20 protein-coding genes are annotated in these 18,697 nt (G+C 67.0%); 10 read left to right on the top strand and 10 right to left on the bottom strand.

Annotation, left to right across the window (positions count from 1 at the left end):
• Window positions 1-714 precede the first annotated feature (714 nt).
• Complete coding sequence (gene ilvD / locus H5U26_RS10970; RefSeq protein ID WP_290619580.1) at window positions 715-2,550, bottom strand: dihydroxy-acid dehydratase; 1,836 nt, start codon at window positions 2,548-2,550, stop codon at window positions 715-717.
• A 126-nt stretch (window positions 2,551-2,676) separates the two neighbouring features.
• On the opposite strand from ilvD, the gene H5U26_RS10965 reads away from it, so the two are divergent.
• The 9 genes from H5U26_RS10965 to H5U26_RS10925 all read left to right on the top strand — a co-directional run bounded on the left by H5U26_RS10965 (window position 2,677) and on the right by H5U26_RS10925 (window position 10,244).
• Window positions 2,677-4,140, top strand: a complete 1,464-nt coding sequence (locus H5U26_RS10965; RefSeq protein WP_366055938.1) for a cobyric acid synthase — start codon at window positions 2,677-2,679, stop codon at window positions 4,138-4,140.
• On the top strand, window positions 4,137-4,658 hold the full coding sequence (gene cobU / locus H5U26_RS10960; protein ID WP_290619576.1) for a bifunctional adenosylcobinamide kinase/adenosylcobinamide-phosphate guanylyltransferase: 522 nt from the start codon (window positions 4,137-4,139) through the stop codon (window positions 4,656-4,658). The genes H5U26_RS10965 and cobU overlap by 4 nt, the downstream gene beginning before the upstream one ends.
• Window positions 4,655-5,710, top strand: coding sequence for a nicotinate-nucleotide--dimethylbenzimidazole phosphoribosyltransferase (cobT, locus tag H5U26_RS10955; RefSeq protein ID WP_290619574.1), 1,056 nt, complete (start codon window positions 4,655-4,657; stop codon window positions 5,708-5,710). The genes cobU and cobT overlap by 4 nt, the downstream gene beginning before the upstream one ends.
• Window positions 5,707-6,450, top strand: a complete 744-nt coding sequence (gene cobS, locus H5U26_RS10950; protein WP_290619572.1) for an adenosylcobinamide-GDP ribazoletransferase — start codon at window positions 5,707-5,709, stop codon at window positions 6,448-6,450. The genes cobT and cobS overlap by 4 nt, the downstream gene beginning before the upstream one ends.
• A gap of 240 nt (window positions 6,451-6,690) precedes the next feature.
• Complete coding sequence (locus tag H5U26_RS10945) at window positions 6,691-7,164, top strand: glycine zipper 2TM domain-containing protein (protein ID WP_366055937.1); 474 nt, start codon at window positions 6,691-6,693, stop codon at window positions 7,162-7,164.
• A gap of 14 nt (window positions 7,165-7,178) precedes the next feature.
• Window positions 7,179-7,838: a ribose-5-phosphate isomerase RpiA gene (rpiA, locus tag H5U26_RS10940; RefSeq protein ID WP_290619568.1), complete on the top strand. Its 660-nt coding sequence runs from the start codon at window positions 7,179-7,181 to the stop codon at window positions 7,836-7,838.
• Between the two features lie 79 nt (window positions 7,839-7,917).
• Window positions 7,918-8,970 (top strand): rhodanese-like domain-containing protein, encoded by a 1,053-nt coding sequence (locus H5U26_RS10935; protein WP_290619566.1) that lies wholly within the window; start codon window positions 7,918-7,920, stop codon window positions 8,968-8,970.
• Between the two features lie 147 nt (window positions 8,971-9,117).
• Window positions 9,118-9,978, top strand: coding sequence for an RNA polymerase sigma factor RpoH (gene rpoH, locus H5U26_RS10930; protein WP_290619564.1), 861 nt, complete (start codon window positions 9,118-9,120; stop codon window positions 9,976-9,978).
• On the top strand, window positions 9,975-10,244 hold the full coding sequence (locus H5U26_RS10925; RefSeq protein WP_290619562.1) for a DUF2970 domain-containing protein: 270 nt from the start codon (window positions 9,975-9,977) through the stop codon (window positions 10,242-10,244). Before rpoH ends, H5U26_RS10925 begins: the two co-directional genes overlap by 4 nt.
• Here H5U26_RS10925 and cyoE read toward each other — a convergent pair.
• Genes cyoE through H5U26_RS10905 form a run of 4 tightly spaced genes read right to left on the bottom strand, consistent with a single transcriptional unit; the run spans window position 10,191 to window position 13,363 of the window.
• Window positions 10,191-11,099 (bottom strand): heme o synthase, encoded by a 909-nt coding sequence (gene cyoE / locus H5U26_RS10920; RefSeq protein WP_290619560.1) that lies wholly within the window; start codon window positions 11,097-11,099, stop codon window positions 10,191-10,193. The two genes, H5U26_RS10925 and cyoE, sit on opposite strands and share 54 nt — an antisense overlap.
• Window positions 11,092-12,099, bottom strand: a complete 1,008-nt coding sequence (locus tag H5U26_RS10915) for a COX15/CtaA family protein (RefSeq protein ID WP_290619558.1) — start codon at window positions 12,097-12,099, stop codon at window positions 11,092-11,094. The genes cyoE and H5U26_RS10915 overlap by 8 nt, the downstream gene beginning before the upstream one ends.
• Window positions 12,100-12,110: 11 nt before the next feature.
• The gene (locus H5U26_RS10910) at window positions 12,111-12,674 is read right to left on the bottom strand and encodes a hypothetical protein (protein WP_290619556.1); all 564 of its coding nucleotides are present in this window, start codon (window positions 12,672-12,674) and stop codon (window positions 12,111-12,113) included.
• Complete coding sequence (locus tag H5U26_RS10905) at window positions 12,671-13,363, bottom strand: SURF1 family protein (protein ID WP_290619554.1); 693 nt, start codon at window positions 13,361-13,363, stop codon at window positions 12,671-12,673. The genes H5U26_RS10910 and H5U26_RS10905 overlap by 4 nt, the downstream gene beginning before the upstream one ends.
• A gap of 135 nt (window positions 13,364-13,498) precedes the next feature.
• Here H5U26_RS10905 and H5U26_RS10900 point away from each other — a divergent pair, with 135 nt between their 5' ends.
• Entirely contained in the window at window positions 13,499-13,732 is a 234-nt protein-coding gene (locus H5U26_RS10900) for a DUF2909 domain-containing protein (protein ID WP_290619552.1), read from the top strand.
• Here the strand turns inward: H5U26_RS10900 and H5U26_RS10895 are convergent.
• The 5 genes from H5U26_RS10895 to H5U26_RS10875 all read right to left on the bottom strand — a co-directional run bounded on the left by H5U26_RS10895 (window position 13,720) and on the right by H5U26_RS10875 (window position 18,664).
• Entirely contained in the window at window positions 13,720-14,601 is an 882-nt protein-coding gene (locus H5U26_RS10895; RefSeq protein ID WP_290619550.1) for a cytochrome c oxidase subunit 3, read from the bottom strand. The genes H5U26_RS10900 and H5U26_RS10895 overlap by 13 nt on opposite strands.
• Before the next feature lie 45 nt (window positions 14,602-14,646).
• Entirely contained in the window at window positions 14,647-15,234 is a 588-nt protein-coding gene (locus tag H5U26_RS10890) for a cytochrome c oxidase assembly protein (RefSeq protein WP_290619548.1), read from the bottom strand.
• Between the two features lie 123 nt (window positions 15,235-15,357).
• Window positions 15,358-16,935: a cytochrome c oxidase subunit I gene (gene ctaD, locus H5U26_RS10885; protein ID WP_290619546.1), complete on the bottom strand. Its 1,578-nt coding sequence runs from the start codon at window positions 16,933-16,935 to the stop codon at window positions 15,358-15,360.
• 59 nt (window positions 16,936-16,994) lie between these two features.
• Window positions 16,995-18,125, bottom strand: coding sequence for a cytochrome c oxidase subunit II (gene coxB, locus H5U26_RS10880; RefSeq protein WP_366055936.1), 1,131 nt, complete (start codon window positions 18,123-18,125; stop codon window positions 16,995-16,997).
• A gap of 2 nt (window positions 18,126-18,127) precedes the next feature.
• The gene (locus H5U26_RS10875) at window positions 18,128-18,664 is read right to left on the bottom strand and encodes a DUF2244 domain-containing protein (protein ID WP_290619542.1); all 537 of its coding nucleotides are present in this window, start codon (window positions 18,662-18,664) and stop codon (window positions 18,128-18,130) included.
• Between the last annotated feature and the right edge of the window lie 33 nt (window positions 18,665-18,697).

The raw sequence follows: 18,697 nt of genomic DNA, 5'->3' as shown, positions 1-18,697 counted from the left end.
TGGCGTTTGCGGGCGCGGCACAGCCTCAGTGCGTCCTGAGGGAGCCCAAAACCCGAAATACCCGGCTGAAACGCGTACATTTACCCAATCCACATCCGAAAACGGGCCGTTTTTCCCCCAGCTCGGTCACGCGTTGGCGCCGTCATGTCCACGGCGCCGGTTTCGGTGGATTGATCAGCGATTCCTTAGATCGTCGGTGGTTCGTGCGCGAAGTTTGTCAGGTGAGTTAAGACATCTCACCGAGCTTATGAATCATGAAAAATATTGATAGAGGTGTGAGTGGCGCGCTAACAACAGGTTCGAGCCGACGTCTCCGCCTTCGGCGGAGCCGCGGCTCAACCTGAGCGTTGGGCATCACAAGAGGGCGTCGTTACGTATCAGGTAACCATTCACATTGAAGCGGAACGCGGGAACGATGGCCGTATCGAAAGCAGAGTCAAAGAAGATGCAGCCCGTGTAGGTTGGGGTGAGGAACGAACCCCAACGTTGCCTACGCGGCGCGATGATGCGCTGCGTTGCTGCGAGGCGATGGGGCCCCGGTGGGACGCGTTACTTGATGACGCTCGACGCCGAACGACAGTCGCGCTGCCCCGGCAATCGTGGTTGCTTGGGCGTGGGTTTGGAATGTTGGGCTCCCTGCGTCAGCCCAACCTGCTTGGAAGTCACCGTCAGCCGGTCGGCGTTCCGGCCAAAGGCGCTAGCTTTGCGCTGCGGCTAGCGGTCGAGATCCCGTACCGCGCCGCGATCCGCCGAGGTGGCGAAGCGGGCATAGGCCCTGAGGGCATTCGATACGACGCGATCGCGCGCGGCCGGCTGCCACGGGGTAGCGGATGCTTCCATCGCCTGTCGCCGGCGGGTGAGTTCGGCTTCGTCCACGGCCAGATGAATGCGCCGGGCGGGGATGTCGATCTCGATGCGGTCGCCCTCCTCCACCAAACCGATCAGGCCGCCGGCCGCGGCCTCCGGCGACGCGTGACCGATGGAAAGGCCCGAGGTGCCGCCCGAGAAACGCCCGTCGGTGACCAGCGCGCACGCCTTGCCCAGGCCGAGTGATTTCAGGTAGCTGGTCGGGTAGAGCATTTCCTGCATGCCGGGGCCGCCGCGCGGGCCCTCGTAGCGGATCAGCACCACGTCGCCGGCCTGAATGCGCTTGCCCAGGATGGCCTCGACGGCATCGTCCTGGCTTTCGAACACGCGCGCGGGGCCGGCAAAGCGCAGGATGGACTCGTCCACGCCGGCGGTCTTGACGATGCAGCCGTTCTCGGCCAGGTTGCCGTACAGCACGGCCAGCCCGCCGTCGCGGCTGTAGGCGTGTTCGAGGTCGCGGATGCAGCCCTTGGCGCGGTCGATTTCCGGCTCCCAGGTGCGAGCCTGCGAGAAGGCGACCTGGGTCGGCACGCCACCGGGCGCGGCGCCGAACAGCCGGTGCGCAGCCGGATTGGCGGTCGCTGCGATATCCCAGGTGGCCAGCGCCTCGCCCAGCGTCGGCGCATGCACGGTCGGCACGGTGAGGTCCAGCAGGCCGCAGCGGCCAAGCTCGCCCAGGATGCCCAGCACGCCGCCGGCGCGGTGCACGTCTTCCATGTGATACGCGGCGGTGGCCGGCGCCACCTTGCACAGGTTCGGCACGCGCCGGGACAGGCGGTCGATGTCGGCCATGGTGAAGTCGACCTCACCTTCCTGCGCGGCGGCCAGCAGGTGCAGCACGGTGTTGGTGGAGCCGCCCATGGCGATGTCGAGCGTCATGGCGTTCTCGAACGCCGCGCGCGTGGCGATGCCGCGCGGCAGGGCGCGCGCGTCGTCGTGTTCGTACCAGCGCCGGCACAGCTCGACGATCAGGCGCCCGGCCTGCTCGAACAGCTCGCGCCGGTAGGCGTGGGTGGCCAGCAGGCTGCCGTTGCCGGGCAGGGACAGGCCCAGCGCCTCGGTCAGGCAGTTCATGGAATTGGCCGTGAACATGCCCGAGCAGGAGCCGCAGGTCGGGCAGGCGCTGCGCTCCATGGCCAGGCTCTCGGCGTCGCTGACGGTGGGATCGGCGGCGGCGATCATGGCGTCGATCAGGTCCACGGCGGTTTCGGCGCCCTTCCATTGCACCTTGCCGGCCTCCATCGGCCCGCCGGAGACGAACACCACCGGGATGTTCAGGCGCATGGCCGCCATCAGCATGCCGGGGGTGATCTTGTCGCAATTGGAGATGCACACCAGCGCGTCGGCGCAGTGGGCGTTGACCATGTACTCGACCGAGTCGGCGATCAGTTCGCGGGACGGCAGCGAATACAGCATGCCGCCGTGGCCCATGGCGATACCGTCGTCGACGGCGATGGTGTGGAACTCGCGCGCCACGCCGCCGGCGGCCTCGATCTGCCGCGCCACGATCTCGCCGAGGTCCTTCAGGTGCACGTGCCCGGGCACGAACTGCGTGTAGGAGTTGGCGATGGCGATGATCGGCTTGCCGAAGTCGCTTTCCTTCATGCCGGTGGCACGCCACAGCGCGCGCGCGCCGGCCATGTTGCGGCCTTCGGTGGAGGTGCGGGAACGGTAGGCAGGCATGGCGGGCTCCGAAATCGGCAAGCGGAAAGGAATCGGCCATTCTAGCGACCTGCCCGGCACCCGGCTGCCGACGCACTGCCTCGGCTGGCCCGATAATGGCGCCCCGCCTTGCCACGCCCACTCCCCATGCCCGCCGCCACGCTGATGATCCAGGGCACCACGTCGGACGCCGGCAAGAGCGCGCTGGTGACCGGCCTGTGCCGCTGGCTGCACCGGCGTGGCGTCCGCGTGGCGCCGTTCAAGCCGCAGAACATGGCCCTGAACAGCGCGGTCACCGCCGACGGAGGCGAGATCGGCCGCGCCCAGGCGGTGCAGGCGCAGGCCTGCGGGCTTGCCCCGCACATGGACTTCAACCCGGTGCTGCTCAAACCCACTACCGATGTGGGTGCCCAGGTCATCCTGCACGGCCGGGCGGTGGCCAATCTGGACGCGCGCTCGTATCACGCCTACAAGCCGCGGGCCATGACAGCCGTTCTGGACTCCTACGCCCGCCTGGCCGGGCAATATCAGGCCGTCGTGGTGGAAGGCGCCGGCAGCCCGGCGGAGATCAACCTGCGCGACGGCGACATCGCCAACATGGGCTTTGCAGAGCAGGTCGACTGCCCGGTGATCCTGATCGCGGACATCGACCGCGGCGGCGTGTTCGCGCACTTGGTCGGCACCCTGGCGCTGCTGTCGGAGGCCGAGCGAGCGCGCGTGAAAGGCTTCGTCATCAACCGCTTCCGCGGCGACCCTGGCCTGCTGCAGCCGGGCCTGGACTGGCTGAGCGCCCACACCGGCAAGCCGGTGCTGGGCGTGCTGCCGTACCTGCATGACCTTTCCCTGCCGGCCGAGGATGCCCTGCCGGCGCCCGCCGCCAGCCCGCCGGCGGCGCGCCTGCAGGTGCTGGTGCCGGCCCTGCCGCGCATCAGCAACCACACCGACTTCGATCCGCTGCTGGCGCACCCGCAGGTGGCGCTGCGCTACGTAGGCGCCGGCGAGCCCATCCCGGCTGCCGATCTGATCATCCTGCCCGGCTCCAAGGCGGTGGCGGCGGATCTTGCCTGGCTGCGCGCGCACGGCTGGGAGGCCGCCATCGGCCGCCACCTGCGCTACGGCGGCAAGCTGATCGGCATCTGCGGCGGCCTGCAGATGCTCGGCCGCGCCATCCACGATCCGCTCGGCCTCGAAGGCCCGGCCGGCAGCCAGCCGGGGCTCGGCCTGCTGGACCTGGAAACGACCCTGCACGCCGACAAATGTCTGCGCCAAAGCCACGGCCGGCTGGCCTTCGCGCAGGCGCCGGTGCGTGGCTACGAAATCCATGCCGGCGTGAGCCACGGCCCGGCCCTGTCGCGCCCGGCCCTGCTGCTGGCGCACGGTCCGGACGGAGCGCTGAGCGAGGACGGGCAGATTCTCGCCAGCTACCTGCACGGCCTGTTCGACAGTCCGGCCGCCGGCGCCGCGCTGCTGGCCTGGGCCGGCCTTCAACCCTTGGCCGCCCCCGACCCTGCCGCGCTGTGCGAGGCGGCCATCGAGCGCCTGGCCGACGCCGTCGAGGCGCATCTGGACATCCCTGCCCTGCTCGCCCTTCTGAACATGGAAGCCTCATGAAAACGCTGATCCTGGGCGGCGTGCGCTCCGGCAAGAGCCGCCTCGCCGAACGGCTGGCGCTCGAATCCGGCCCGCCGGTCACCTACATCGCCACCGCCACCGGGGGCGATGCCGAGATGGCCGCCCGCATCGCCGCACACCGTGTCCGCCGCCCTGCTGACTGGACGGTGATCGAAACACCGCTCACGCTGGCCACCACGCTGCGGGAGCACGCCCGCAGCGGCGGCTGCCTGATCGTCGACTGCCTGACGCTGTGGCTGACCAACCTGCTGCTGGCAAGCGACGATCGGGCTCTTGATCGCGAACAGCAGGCCTTGCTCGAGGCGCTCGACGACCTGCCGGGCGACATCGTGATGGTCGGCAACGAGACCGGCATGGGCATCGTGCCACTTGGGGAACTGACCCGCCGCTACTGCGACGCCGCCGGCCGGCTGCACCAGGACATCGCCGCGCGCTGCGATCGGGTGCTGCTGACCGTGGCCGGGCTGCCGCTGGCGCTCAAGGGCGACCTGCCGTGAGCCTCGACTGGCTGCACGGACCCTGCGCCGTGCCGGACGCGGCTGCCGCCGCCCGCGCCGTCGCTCGGCAAGGGCGGCTCACCAAGCCGCCGGGCTCGCTCGGCCGCCTGGAAGCGCTCGCCGTGCAGCTCGCGGCCCTGCAGGGCCAAGACCGGCCGATGCTCGAACGCGTGCAGGTGTGTGTATTTGCCGGCGATCACGGCGTGGTCGCGCAGGGCGTATCGGCCTTTCCGCAGGCGGTCACGGCGCAGATGCTGCGCAATTTCGTCGGCGGCGGCGCGGCGGTCGGCGTGCTGGCGCGCCAGCTCGGTGCGCAGCTTGAAGTCGTCAACCTGGGCACCGCCGTCGACCCCGGCCCGCTGCCGGAGCTGATCGACGCCCACATCGCGCCGATGACGGCCGATTTCACGATCGCGCCGGCCATGACCACCGCGCAGCTCGGCGCGGCACTCACGGCCGGTCGGGATGCCGTGGCGCGCGCCCGAGCCGCCGGCGCCCAGCTGTTCATCGGCGGCGAGATGGGTATCGGCAACACCACCGCGGCGGCCGCGCTGGCCTGCGCGCTGCTGGGCGAGGCGCCAGGGCAGCTGGCGGGCCCGGGCACGGGACTCGACGCGGCCGGAGTTCGGCACAAGGCGGCCGTCATTGCGCAAGCCTTGTCGCTGCATGCAGCGCACTGTGACGAGCCGCTGGAAGCGCTGCGGCGCCTCGGCGGCTTCGAGATCGCCGCCCTCGCCGGCGCGGCCATCGCCTGTGTTCAGGGCGGGCTGCCGCTGCTGGTGGACGGCTTCATCGTCACCGCGGCGGTGCTCGCGGCCTGCCGCATCCAGCCGGCGGTACGCGACTGGCTGCTGTTTGGCCACCGCTCGGCCGAACCGGGCCACGAGCGCGTGTTGCGGGCACTGGATGCCGCGCCACTGCTGGCGCTGAACATGCGTCTGGGCGAGGCGAGCGGCGCGCTGACCGCACTGCCGTTGCTGCGCCTGGCCTGCGCGCTGCATGGCGAAATGGCGACGTTCAGCGAAGCCGGCGTTGCCGGGAGCCAACCATGATCACCGCCCTGTGGCGCCCGCTGCGGCTGGCGCTTGCCATGCTGACCACGCTGCCGGTGCCGCAGCCGACCGCGCCCGATCCGGACGAGGTCGGACGCGCCCCGCTGACCTACCCGCTGGTCGGCTTGCTGCTGGGCACACTGCTGATCGGCGCCAGCTGGGGGCTGTTCGACCTGCCGCCGCTGGCCGCCGCGGCCATCGTGCTCGCGCTGTGGACGCTGCTGACCGGCGCGCTGCACCTGGACGGCCTGGCCGACTGCGCCGACGGCCTGCTGGGCGGCCATGCAGACGCCACGCGGCGGCGCGCCATCATGCGCGACCCGCACGTCGGCAGCGCGGCCGTGGTCGCTCTGGTGCTGGTCATGATCGGCAAGTTCGCCGGCTTGGCGGCGGCGCTCGATCACGGCAAGCTGCTGCCGCTGCTGCTGGCGCCGGTACTCGGCCGCGGCGGCGTGTTGGCGCTGATGTGCGCCCTGCCCTACAGCAGCCCCGGCGGCATGGCAGAGGCGATCACGGCGCGGCTGCCACGCCAGACCGGCTGGCTGGTCGTGGCGGTGGTCGCAGGGCTGTCGCTGATCGTGGCGCCCGGCGCCTTGCTGCTGGCAGCGCTGCTGGTCTGCCTGATCGGCCGCGGCGCCCTGCACCGGCTGGGCGGCGCCAGTGGCGATGTCTACGGCGCGGCCATCGAGCTGATCGAGACCGCGGTGCTGCTGGCGATGGCCCTGCCATCCGGCACCTGAACGCGACCGGGCCACGGCCGCTACAATGCGCGCCCGCCGCCGGTGAAGGAGCTGGTAGGCGCGCAGTCCGATGATCGCCCGGCGGAGCCGGGCTCCTACTTGCAGCCACTGATTTCGGCGGCGCGTCCCCTCGCTGCGGGAGATACCGGATGCTTCCGTACTTCCCAAGGCATCGGCACCCTGAAACCTGTGGTCAGCCTCGGTGTCTCAGGTACGGCTTTCCCGACCTCAAGGTACTGTATGTCATTTCAATTTTTCAGATTGACCCTCGTCACGCTGGCCGTCGCGGCAACCGCCGGGGGCCTTGGCGCGTGCGCCTCCAGCACCGCCGGCAACGTCTACTCGCGCGATGAAGCGCGCCAGGCACAAGTAGTGAAATTCGGCACCATCGAGGCCATCCAGCCGGTCAAGATCGAAGGCCGAGCCGGCTACCTGGGGGCCGCTACCGGCGCCGTGCTGGGCGGGCTTGCCGGCAGTACCGTCGGTGGCGGAACCGGCCAGAAGGCGGCCGCCGTGGCCGGCGCCGTGGCCGGCGGCGTGGCCGGACAGGCCGGCGAGCGTCTGCTGACCAAGGCCGACGGACTGGAAATTACCGTGCGGCTGGAAAACGGCAACGTCATGGCCATCGTGCAGGAACAAAGCGAGCAGCAGTTCCAAGTCGGCCAGCGAGTGCGCGTGGTCGAGCATAACGGCACTTACCGCGTATCACCCTGAAGGAAACCGCAGACATGCCTGACCAGGACATCGGCAAACGGCGCGCCGCCGAGGCGGCGCTCGAATTCCTGCCGCAGGACGAGGTGATCGGCGTCGGTACCGGCTCGACGGTGAATTTCTTCATCGACTGCCTGAGTGCGCTTCGCCAGCGCATCAAGGGCGCCGTCGCCAGTTCGGTGGCCACGGCCGAACGCCTGCAGGCGCAGGGCATCGATCTGGTCGACCTGAACGACGCCGGCACGCTGCCGGTCTACATCGACGGCGCCGACGAGGCGACCCCGCACCGCCAGCTCATCAAGGGCGGCGGCGGTGCACTCACGCGCGAGAAGATCATTGCCGCTGCCAGCCGGCAGTTCGTGTGCATCGCCGACGAATCGAAGCTGGTCGGGCGCCTGGGCGCCTTCCCGCTGCCGGTGGAGGTCATCCCCATGGCACGCAGCTACGTGGCCCGCGAAATCGTCGCCCTGGGCGGCCGGCCGGAGTACCGCCACGGCTTCGTCACCGACAACGGCAACATCATTCTGGACGTGCACGGCCTCGATATCGTGGAACCGATCAAGCTCGAACAGACACTCAACAACATCGCCGGTGTGGTCAGCAATGGGCTGTTCGCCGCCCGGGGCGCGGACGTGCTGCTGATCGGCAACGACACGGGCGTGCGGCGCATCCCCTGACTTGGCCCCCGGCGCGCCCGTGCCATTGCCTGGACCCGTGTGACAATACCGGGCAGGCCTATCAGGGGAGCCGCAGCGCGTGTCAGGCGCGATCCATTTCAGCCAGCTCCGGCATTACCTGCCGCTGTCCACGTTTCCCCGCGCCCAGCTGGTCGAGCTGGCCGAACTGGCGCGCGTCGAAGAACCCGCCGATCGCAGCCTCATCTTCGAAGCCCCGCACGAACCGTTCGGCGAATCCCTGTATCTGCTGGCCGGCGAGGCCAGTGCCGTCACAACCACTGGTGTGGCGGCCATCATCGAAGCCGGCACCCCCAGCGCCGCCTATCCGCTCAACGACGGGCGCTTCCGGTCGGTGACCGCCTTTTCGGAGGTGGTGCTGCTGTCTGTGCCCTTTGAGCTGGTCGACCTGATGTCGACCTGGGACCAGCTGGCGGTCGTGGAGCGTCGCAGCATGGATCGAGCCACTGCGTTCTTCAGTCGGAGCATTCCGCGGCGCTGGCGCTACAGCTTTTTCCCGGCCCTGCGCAGCACGCCCGCAGCGCGCATCGAAGAACTGATGCAAAGCTTCGTGCCGCAGGCGGTGCAGGAGCGCCAGGTAATGACCCACCAGGGCGAGGCGGTGGGCGAGTTCTACATCATCGACAGTGGCACTGCGCTGGCGACGCGCGAGAGTCCGGCGGACGAAGGTGAGTCGATCGAACTGTCGCAGCTGGGCGAAGGCGAATGCTTTGGCGTCGAGGCACTGGGCGGGGTACCGGTCAGCACCGCCACGGTCAGCATGATCAGCGATGGCATGCTGATGCGCTTGCCCGCGGAGGACTTTCAGCGCCTGCAGACGCCGCCGCAGCAAGCCCTGGTTTCCGCCTCAGCGGCCATCGAACTGATCAGCACTGGCGGCCACTGGCTGGACGTGCGCCAGCGCGGCGAGTGGCAAAACTCGCACCTGCCGGGGGCCTACAATCTGCCGCTGCAGGAAGTTCGCCTGCACGCCGGACGCCTCGATCCGACCGTTCATTACGTGTGTTACTGCAACAGCGGTCGACGGGCAGCGGCAGCGGCGCATATCCTGACGCAGATCGGCATCGCCGCTAGCGCGCTGAATGGACACTACCGGCACGTCGGCGGCGGATAGACGCAGCGGCACCCGCCCGGGTCAACCCGGCGGAGCGACCGCACCGACACGGGCGGGGAGCGGCTCACATCGGCAACTCAGGACGGATTTAGCACTCTAATCGGCCGAGTGCTAACATTTTGGCGTCCATCGCGAGGGAAACACTGTATGTCCACTGCCCTGACCGTTCCCCTGCCGCTGCAGGCAGTCGGCAACCTCAACCAACTGATTCGCGCCGCCCACCAGGCACCCTATCTGTCTGCCGAAGAAGAACACGCCCTGGCAGTTCGCCTGCAGGATCAGGGCGACCTGGATGCTGCCCGTCAGCTGGTCAGCTCGCACCTGCGTTATGTCATCCACGTCGCCCGCGGCTACAACGGCTACGGCCTGCCGCTGGCCGACCTGATCCAGGAAGGTGCCATCGGCCTCATGAAGGCCGTGCGCCGCTTCGACCCGCGCCGTGGCATCCGGCTGGTGTCGTTTGCCGTGCACTGGATCCGGGCTGAAATTCACGAGTACGTGCTGCGCAACTGGAGCATCGTCAAGATCGCCACCACCAAGGCGCAGCGCAAGCTGTTCTTCAACCTGCGCCAGCACAAGCAGCGCCTGGGGCATCTGAGCGACGCCCAGGCGGCGGAAATCGCCATGGAACTCGACGTCCGCCCGCAGGACGTGCGGGATATGGACGCCCGTCTGAGCGAGCGGCCGGTGTCCTTCGATGCCGCCACCGACGCCAGCGACGATGACCTGCCCGCGCCGGCGCTGACCATCGCCGACCTGCGACCGGACCCTTCGCAGGCGCTTGAAGAGGAACAATGGGCCGATCATCGGCTGCAGCTGCTGCGAGAAGGGCTGGACACGCTCGATGCCCGCAGCCGCGACATCCTGGAGCAGCGCTGGCTAGCCGAAAACAAGACCGGCCTGAAGGAACTTGGCGAGAAGTACGGCGTGTCGGCAGAGCGCATCCGCCAGCTGGAAAACCAGGCGCTCGGCCGGCTTTCGCGTCGCCTGCAGGCTGCCGCGGCATGAGCGAGGGCGGCCAGCGCCTCGGCTTCCTGGGCGTCTTGCGGGAAATGACCTGGGCTTTCCTGGGCGTGCGCGACCGCCGCAACTACGAGCGCACCACGCGCTCGAACCCGCTGCACATCATTCTGGCCGGGATCCTGCTGACCGCGCTGCTGATCCTCGCGCTGGTCGGCGCGGTGAAATTCGCCCTTGGCGGACGCCCGGCAGCCGACGCTTCAGCGCACGCCGTACCCGGCAAGGTAATGATCGATCAGCAGCGCGGCGAATAAGCCCATCAGGTAGGTAATGGAAAAGCGAAAGGTCGCCGAAGCGACCGCGCTGTCCTGCGTGCGGTAAAGCCGCACTGCCCACTGGATGAAGCGCCCGCCCAGCAGCAACGCCGCCAGCGCATACGGCCAGCCGGCAAAGCGGGTGGCGAACGGCAACAGGCTGACCGCCAGCAGCAGCGCCGAGTACAGCAACACGTGCAGGCGGGTGTACGCCAGACCGTGGGTGACCGGCAGCATCGGGATGTTGACCCGCGCGTATTCCTCGTGACGGCGGATGGCCAGCGCCCAGAAATGCGGCGGTGTCCACACGAAAATGATCAGAAACAACAACAGCGCCGGCGGATCCACGCTGCCGGTGACGGCCGTCCAGCCGAGTACCGGCGGCGCGGCGCCGGCCGCCCCACCGATGACGATGTTCTGCGGCGTGGCGCGCTTCAAGTAGCGGGTGTAGATCACCGCATAGCCGATCAGCGATGCAAAGGTCAGCACCGCCGTCAGCACGTTGACCCACACCACCAGCAGGCTCATCGACAGCAGGCCCAGCACCGCCGCAAACACCAGCGCCTGTGACGATGTGATGCTGCCATTGGGCAAGGGCCGGTTGCGGGTGCGGTCCATCTGCGCATCGACCCGGGCATCGACCACCTGATTGATCACCGCCGCCGACGACGCGGCCAGAAAAATCCCCAGGTTTCCGGCCAGCAGCGCGTTCAGCGGCACCATGCCCGGCACCGCCAGCAGCATGCCCACCACGGCCGTAAAGCAGATCAACGCCACCACCCGCGGCTTGCACAGTTCCAGATATTCGCGCCACAGCGGCAGCGGTGGCGCACCCAGCGGTATCGATTCAGCCACGCGCGGTCCCGCTGCGATAAAGGGTGTGGGTCAAGGTCAGCAGCGCCAGCAGCAGCAGCGCAGCCACGGCATTGTGCGCCGCCGCGACCGGCAAGGGCAGGTGCAGCCAGATATTGGCGATGCCAAGCGACACCTGGGCTACCAGCAGCGTCAACATGACGGCAGCGGCCGCGCGCAGCGACCCTGGCTGGCGCAGCGCATAAATCCCCACGGCGCCCAGATACAGAAAGGTGACCACGGCCCAGGCTCGATGCGCCATGTGCACCGCCACCCGCGCCGGACTGTCCAGCACGCCAAACTCGTAGTTGACGCCCAGGCCCCGCCACATCACGAAACCATCTGCCATATCCATCGGCGGCCACCATTCACCCATGCACTTCGGGAAAGTCGGGCAGGCCAGGGCGGCATAGTTGGCGCTGGTCCAGCCGCCAAGGGCGATCTGAACCACCAGCACCACGATACCCAAGAGCGCCAGGCGACGCAGCCGCACAGGCGGCCGATGGCGGGCCGGCACGAACGAGCGCGCCCCCAGATAGCCCAACCACAGCAGGCTGAGCACCGAAAAGCCGCCCAGCAGATGGCCCATCACCACCACCGGCTTGAGCAGCAGGGTGACCGTCCACATGCCAAGCGCGGCCTGGAAGATGATCAGCGCCAGCAACGCAGTTGCCAAGGCGCGTCCGGCCGCCCGCCTCCATGCGGATACAGTCAGCGCCAGCACCATCAGGCCAAGCAAACCGGCCGCATAGCGGTGCACCATCTCCTTCCAGGCCTTGGCCGGCTCCACCGGCCGATGTGCGAAGGCTTCATTGGCCCGATCCAGCGCCGCCGGACTCGCCGGCACGCCCACATGCCCATAACAACCCGGCCAGTCCGGGCATCCCAGACCCGCGTCCGACAGGCGGGTGTAGGCTCCCAGAATCACAACGACGAGCGCCAGCGCTGCTGCCAGCAGCCAGGGCAAGGGGTGCGCCACCCGCGGCTTTGTCGGTCGAGTCAATGATCCCTCCGTCAGTTGGCCACGAAGCGGCGCAGCAAGTGGTCGAGGTCCTTGCGCGCGGCGCGCGGATCGTAATCCTTGCGAAAGCGCAGCATGGCAAAGTTGCGTGGGTCCACCAGCACAAAAGCCGTGTCGGATGGCGGCGCAGCATTGATCAGGGCAGCCAGCAATCGGCCACTTTGGTCTTCGAACTGCACCATGCCAGCCTGTTCCTCAAGGCGCTCGGCACTCAGACCCTGCCCCGGCGGATGCACATACAGGCGCACCAGGGCTTCCTGGTAGCGCGGCAATGACCGCCCTATCTGGCGCAGGTCGATCAGCGTCTTCCAGCAGGCGTCATCACACGGGCCGGTCACAACCAGCTTCCAGCGCCCGGCGGGAATAGCCGTCACGGCATCGAGCGGCACGGCGACCGGCGGCTGTATGAGGACCCCCGACAGCCGGGGCGCCGGGTACCAGTCAAAGCCCAGCTGCCGATAAGCCCAGGACAACAGCAGCGGCCCGAAGAACAGCGCCGCCAGCCCGACCAGCAGCAGCCGGCTGCGTCTCTGCGCCGCGCGCGCTTGTTCGCTCATTGATCCTCCGCCGTCACACCGGACCGGGCGCGTCGCAGCCCGGCCACCAGATATATGCCGAACAAGGCCCCGGCCAGCCCGAACCATTGCACGGCGTAGCCGTAGTGCCGCTGTGGCGTCATCGAGATCAGCGGCCAGTCGCGCCGAAAGCCGTGCTCGGACTGCGGCGCCAGACGCAGCACCCTGCTGTACACCGGCATGCCGAGGTACTCACCCAGGAGCGCCGGATCGATCTGTGACACCACCCACCGGCCGCTGAACGAGTCGCTGACCGCGCCGGTCACCAGCGGCACGTCCGCGGGGCGGTGCAGATAGCCGATCAGCGTCACTTCCCCGGCTGGCGTCTGCCAGGCCGGGACATCGCTGCGGCGAGCACCGCGCGCCAACCAGCCCCGATCCACCAGCAACACCTCGGCCAGACCCTCGACCCTGAGCGGCGTCAGCACGTCGTACCCGACCTGCCCATCGCGCACCTGATTGTCGAGCAGGCCTTGGCGCTCACCCAGAAAAACGCCCTGCACCGTCACCGGCCGATGATCGTCGATCAAATCGACCGACCCGGCCCGCCCCAGATCGAGCGGCGGCTGCGCCTGTACCGCCGCGGCCTGCACCAGCAGCCGCGCCTTCTCCTGCCCGCGCTCGAGCTGCCAGACACCCAGTCCGAGCAGCACCGGCAGCGCGACCGCCACGGCAAGCGTTGCCGCGAGCGTCGGGCGAAAGCGGTGCCTGCGAGAACCGTGGCGGAATCCGGGCATGACACGCACCCGTCAGCCCGCCGCTGCGGGACTAGAATGCGTCACATTCAACTCTGGCGAGGGGCGATCATGCTGGTTAAGGCGTTCATTCTGGCCATGCTGGCGGCCATCCTGATCGCGCTGGGCTCAGCCGTGTTTGCCATGCTGGGACCAAGACGCGGGCACGATCGCATGGCGCGCGCCCTGACCTGGCGGATCGGCCTGTCGGTAGTGCTGTTCCTGCTGCTGCTCGCGGGTTTTGCCAGCGGCGTCCTGCAGCCGCACCAGCCTTTCCCGGCAAGCCCGCCCGGTCACAACCAGTAGACGAACACGAACAGGCCGAGCCAGACCACGTCGACGAAGTGCCAGTACCAGGCCACCGCCTCGAAACCGAAGTGGTGTTCCGGCGTGAAATGACCCTTGATGCTGCGCAGCAGGATCACGATCAGCATGATGGTGCCCAGCGTCACGTGCGCTCCGTGAAAGCCAGTCAGCATGTAGAAGGTCGATCCATAGATGCCCGATGCCATGGTCAGGTTCAGCTCATGCATGGCATGCGCGTATTCCTCGGCCTGGAAATACAGGAACAGCACGCCCAGCGCCACGGTGGCGGCCAGGCCCAGAATCAGCTGCGGCCGCTTGTTCTTGAGCAGGCCCCAGTGCGCGATGGTTATCGTGACGCCGCTTGTCAACAGAATCGCGGTATTGAGCGCCGGCACACCCCAGGCCGGCACGGTGCCGGTCGGAACGTCAAAGCCTTCGGCCTTGGGCGGGTTGATCAACGGCCAGGTCGCCTCGAAATTCGGCCACAGAAAGCCGTGAGTCAGCGATTTCATGACATCGCCTTCCCCGCCCAGCCACGGAACCGAAAAATTACGGGCAAAGAACAAGGCGCCGAAAAAGGCGGCGAAGAAAAATACTTCGGAAACAATGAACCAGGCCATGCCCCAACGGTAGGAGCGGTCCATCTGCTCGTTGTTCAGGCCCGCCTGGCTCTCACGGATGACGTTGCCGAACCAGCCGAAAACCATCACCAGCAGCAGCAGCAGGCCGCCCAGCAAGACCAGCTTGCCGACCTCATGCGCGTGCAGCCAGTTGACGCCGCCGATCACCATCAGCGTCAGCGCCAGCGCGCCCACGATAGGCCAGCGGGTCTGTGCCGGTACGTAATATCCGCCGTGTGCCTGTGCCATTCCTGTCAATCCTCCAAATAAAACGTTTTGGCCACTCGCGGGCGCTCAGCCACCGGCCGCGGCGTGACCGGCATGCGCATCCGCAGGCGCCTTGTGCAGGTCGAAGAACGTGTACGCCAGGGTCACCGTTCGCACCTCACTGGAGAGATCCGGATCAACGCGAAAACGGACCGTCATGTCTTTCTGTTCGCCGGCTGCGAGCTTCTGTTCGGTAAAGCAGAAACACTCGATCTTGTGAAAATGCTTCGCGGCGACACCGGGCGCCACGCTCGGGATCGCCTGACCGGTCACCTCGTGCGCCGCGCGGTTGCGGGCCACATAAACCGCCTCGGCGGTTTCACCGACCCGAACTTTCATGCGCGCCACCTTTGGCTGGAAATCCCACGCCAAATCGGCATTCGTATTGGCCACGAACTCGACCGTCACCTCGCGACCCACCGCCGGCGGCTGGCCGGTCGACTCCTGCGGGGCGGATGCCGTACCGGTCAGATTGGACGATTTGCCATTCAGGCCCACCACCTCGCACATGGCGTTGTACAGCGGCACCAGCGCGAAGCCGAAACCGAACATGAGCCCGACCGCCAGCAACAGCCGACGGGTGGTGCGCGCGATACCGCGCTGACGTTCGTGCATCGTCGTGCTACCCCATCTGGACCATGATGGTCAGCGAATAAATGGCAACCACCAGCGCCGCCAGGCCGATTAGTAACCAGCGATTCGGCCTGCGCACGGACGCGATACGGTCTGCCATGTGCGTCAGCGAATTTCCGGGGCGGTCGTGAAGCTGTGGTAGGGCGCCGGCGAAGGCAGCGTCCATTCAAGTCCGTGCGAGCCTTCCCAGACGCGGTCGGTGGCCTTCACGCCGCCGCGCACTGTCTTGATCATGATGTACACGAACAGCAGCTGCGACAGGCCGAACACGAAGCCGCCGATACTGGCAATGCGGTTGAAATCGGCGAATTGCAGCGCGTAGTCCGGAATGCGCCGGGGCATGCCCTGCAGGCCGACGAAATGCATCGGAAAGAACAACACGTTGACCGAAATCGCCGACAACCAGAAATGCAGCTTGCCCAGGCGCTCGTCATACATGTGGCCGGTCCACTTCGGAATCCAGTAATACGCGCCGGCCATCAGGGCGAACACCGCGCCTGGCACCAGCACATAGTGGAAATGCGCCACCACGAAATAGGTGTCGTGATACTGCATGTCGACTGGGCCGACTGCGAGCATAAGGCCCGAGAAGCCACCGATGGTGAACAGGAATACGAAGGCCAGAGCAAACAGCATCGGCGTCTCGAAGGTAATCGAGCCGCGCCACAGCGTAGTCACCCAGTTGAACACCTTCACACCGGTCGGCACGGCGATCAGCATGGTGGCGTACATGAAATACAGCTCGCCCGCCACCGGCATGCCGGTGGCAAACATGTGATGTGCCCAGACGATGAACGACAGGAAGGCAATGGCCGAGATGGCGTACACCATCGAGGCATAGCCGAAAATCTGCTTGCGGGCGAAGGTCGGAATGATCTCCGACACCACGCCAAACGCCGGCAGGATCATGATGTAAACCTCGGGATGCCCGAAGAACCAGAACACATGCTGGAACAATACCGGGTCACCACCGCCGGCAGCGCTGAAAAAACTCGTGCCGAAATGGCGATCGGTCAGCATCATGGTCACCGTGCCCGCCAAGACAGGCATTACGGCAATCAGGAGAAAGGCCGTCACCAGCCAGGTCCAGCAGAACAGGGGCATCTTCATCAGCGTCATGCCCGGCGCACGCATGTTCAGCACCGTCGCGATGACATTGATGGCGCCCATGATCGACGAGAAGCCCATCAGATGCACAGCGAAAATGAATATATCGGTTGTCGACGGCGCAAAGGTGGTGGACAACGGCGCGTAGAAGGTCCAGCCGAATGCCGGCGCACCACCCTCCAGGAACCAGGTGCTCATCAGCAGGCTGAAGGCGAACGGCAGGATCCAGAAGCTCCAGTTGTTCATGCGCGGCAGCGCCATGTCCGGCGCGCCGACCATCAGCGGAATCATCCAGTTGGCAAAACCCGTCCAGGCCGGCATCACGGCGCCGAACACCATGATCAGGCCGTGCATGGTCGTCAGACGGTTGAAAACCTCCGGCTCGACCAGCTGCAGGCCCGGCTGGAACAGCTCGGCGCGGATCAGCATGGCCAGCGAGCCGCCGGTCAGGAACATGATCAACGCCAGCCACAGGTACAGCGACCCGATGTCCTTGTGGTTGGTGGTAAACAGCCAGCGCGAAATTCCGCGCGCCGGGCCGTGGTGATGATCGACTTCGTGGGCCACAGTTGCCATGGCGTGTCCTCCGGACCGTGAATCTTGCGACGTAGCGTACGGGTCAGGCAGGCGCTGGATCAGCGCAACGCCTTGATCTGTTTCGGCTGCACCAGGTCACCCTTGTCATTTCCAAAGGCGTTGCGCTCATAGGTGATCACCGCAGCCAGATCGACGTCGTTCAGCTGCAAACCGAACGCCTGCATGGCGGTGCCGGCCTTGCCATGCAAGACCCGGTCGATGTGCCCCTCGACCGGTCCGGTGGTAAGAACGCCACCCGCCAGGGCCGGGAAAGCCGGCGGGATGCCCTGACCGTTGGCCTGGTGGCAGGCGACGCAATAGGTGCCATACACCGTCTTGCCCCGTTCCATCAGCTCGTCCTTGGTCCATTCCCGGTCAGCGCCGCTTTTTGCGGCCTCGGCCTCGGCCTTCTTGGCCGCCAGCCAGGTTTCATAGTCTGCCTGCGTCTTGGCCTCGATGACTACCGGCATGAAGCCGTGATCCTTGCCGCACAGCTCCGCGCATTGTCCACGATAGACGCCCGGCTGCGGAATGCTGGTCCAGCTGTCATTGATGAAGCCGGGGATAGCGTCCTGCTTCCAGCCCAGCGCCGGCACCCACCACGAGTGGATGACATCGTTCGAGGTGATGACGAACCGCACCTTGGTGTTGACCGGCACCACGACCGGGTTGTCCACATCCAGCAGGTAATGCTCGATACCGGTCGGATCGCCATTCATGGCATCCCGGCTGCTCTGCGCCAGGTTGCTGAAGAAACTGACGTCCTCGCCCAGGTACTCGTACTGCCAGCGCCACTGGTAGCCGGTGACCTTGATGGTGAGCCCGGAATCCGAGGTGTCCTCCAGGGCGATCAGGGTGCGGGTGGCCGGAATCGCCATGGCGATCAGGATGATGAACGGGATGATCGTCCACACCACCTCGACCGTCGTGTTCTCGTGGAAATTGGCCGCCACGGCGCCGCGCGATTTGCGAAACGCAAACAGCGAATAAAACATGGCGCCGAACACCACCACGCCGATGGCGACACAGACCCACAGGGAGATCATGTGCAGGTCGAACACGCGGTGGCTCAGGTCCGTGGCACCGCGCACAAGGTTCATCCCATACTCGGCACGGGCCGGTTGCGTCGCCAGGCCAGCCAGCAAGATGCCAAGCAGTCGCCCGGGCGCAGCGTGACGTTTTTGTCTCATCTTCAAAGACCCATCTCCCTGTTCAATCCGGCATCAAGAGCAATCTCGGGCGCCCGTGCGCCCAACGGCTGACCCAGCAGGCGGCCAAGATCGCCGGCCAGTTGCCGGCGCTCGGTCTCGACCAGGAAAGCCCCGATTTCAAAAAACCGCCCATGCGAACCAAGCAGCAGGCGGCTGCACCCGCGCTCACACACCGACTGCCACTGCAACCTGGTCCAGGCGCGCGCAAGCTCGTCGCGACACTCGACCCGTTCACCGCCGCGCAACACGACGACCCGTTCCCCCTCAACCAGAATCAGCTCGCGCCGATACGTGGCCCGCGAGCAGCAATACAGGCCAGCCCCGAGGGCCGCCACCTCAAGCCCGCTGAAGGGCAAAACCAGCCACAGACCCTGCCAGGCAAACAGCAGGGCGATCAGGCCATCGAGCAGCGCGATCACCATCAGAAAGCGCCTGGTCTGCGTCCAGGAGCTGGATCGGTTCGGAAGCAGCTCGAAACGCCAAGTGCCGTCCCGCGTCTGCTGCATGCGCAGCGCCACCGCCACCTCCTGCTGCACCGTCCGGGCGGGTAA

Source organism: Immundisolibacter sp., assembly GCF_014359565.1.
Classification (GTDB): domain Bacteria; phylum Pseudomonadota; class Gammaproteobacteria; order Immundisolibacterales; family Immundisolibacteraceae; genus Immundisolibacter.
Note: the sequence above shows the minus strand (reverse complement) of the source record. Positions and strands in the feature narration are given on the sequence as shown.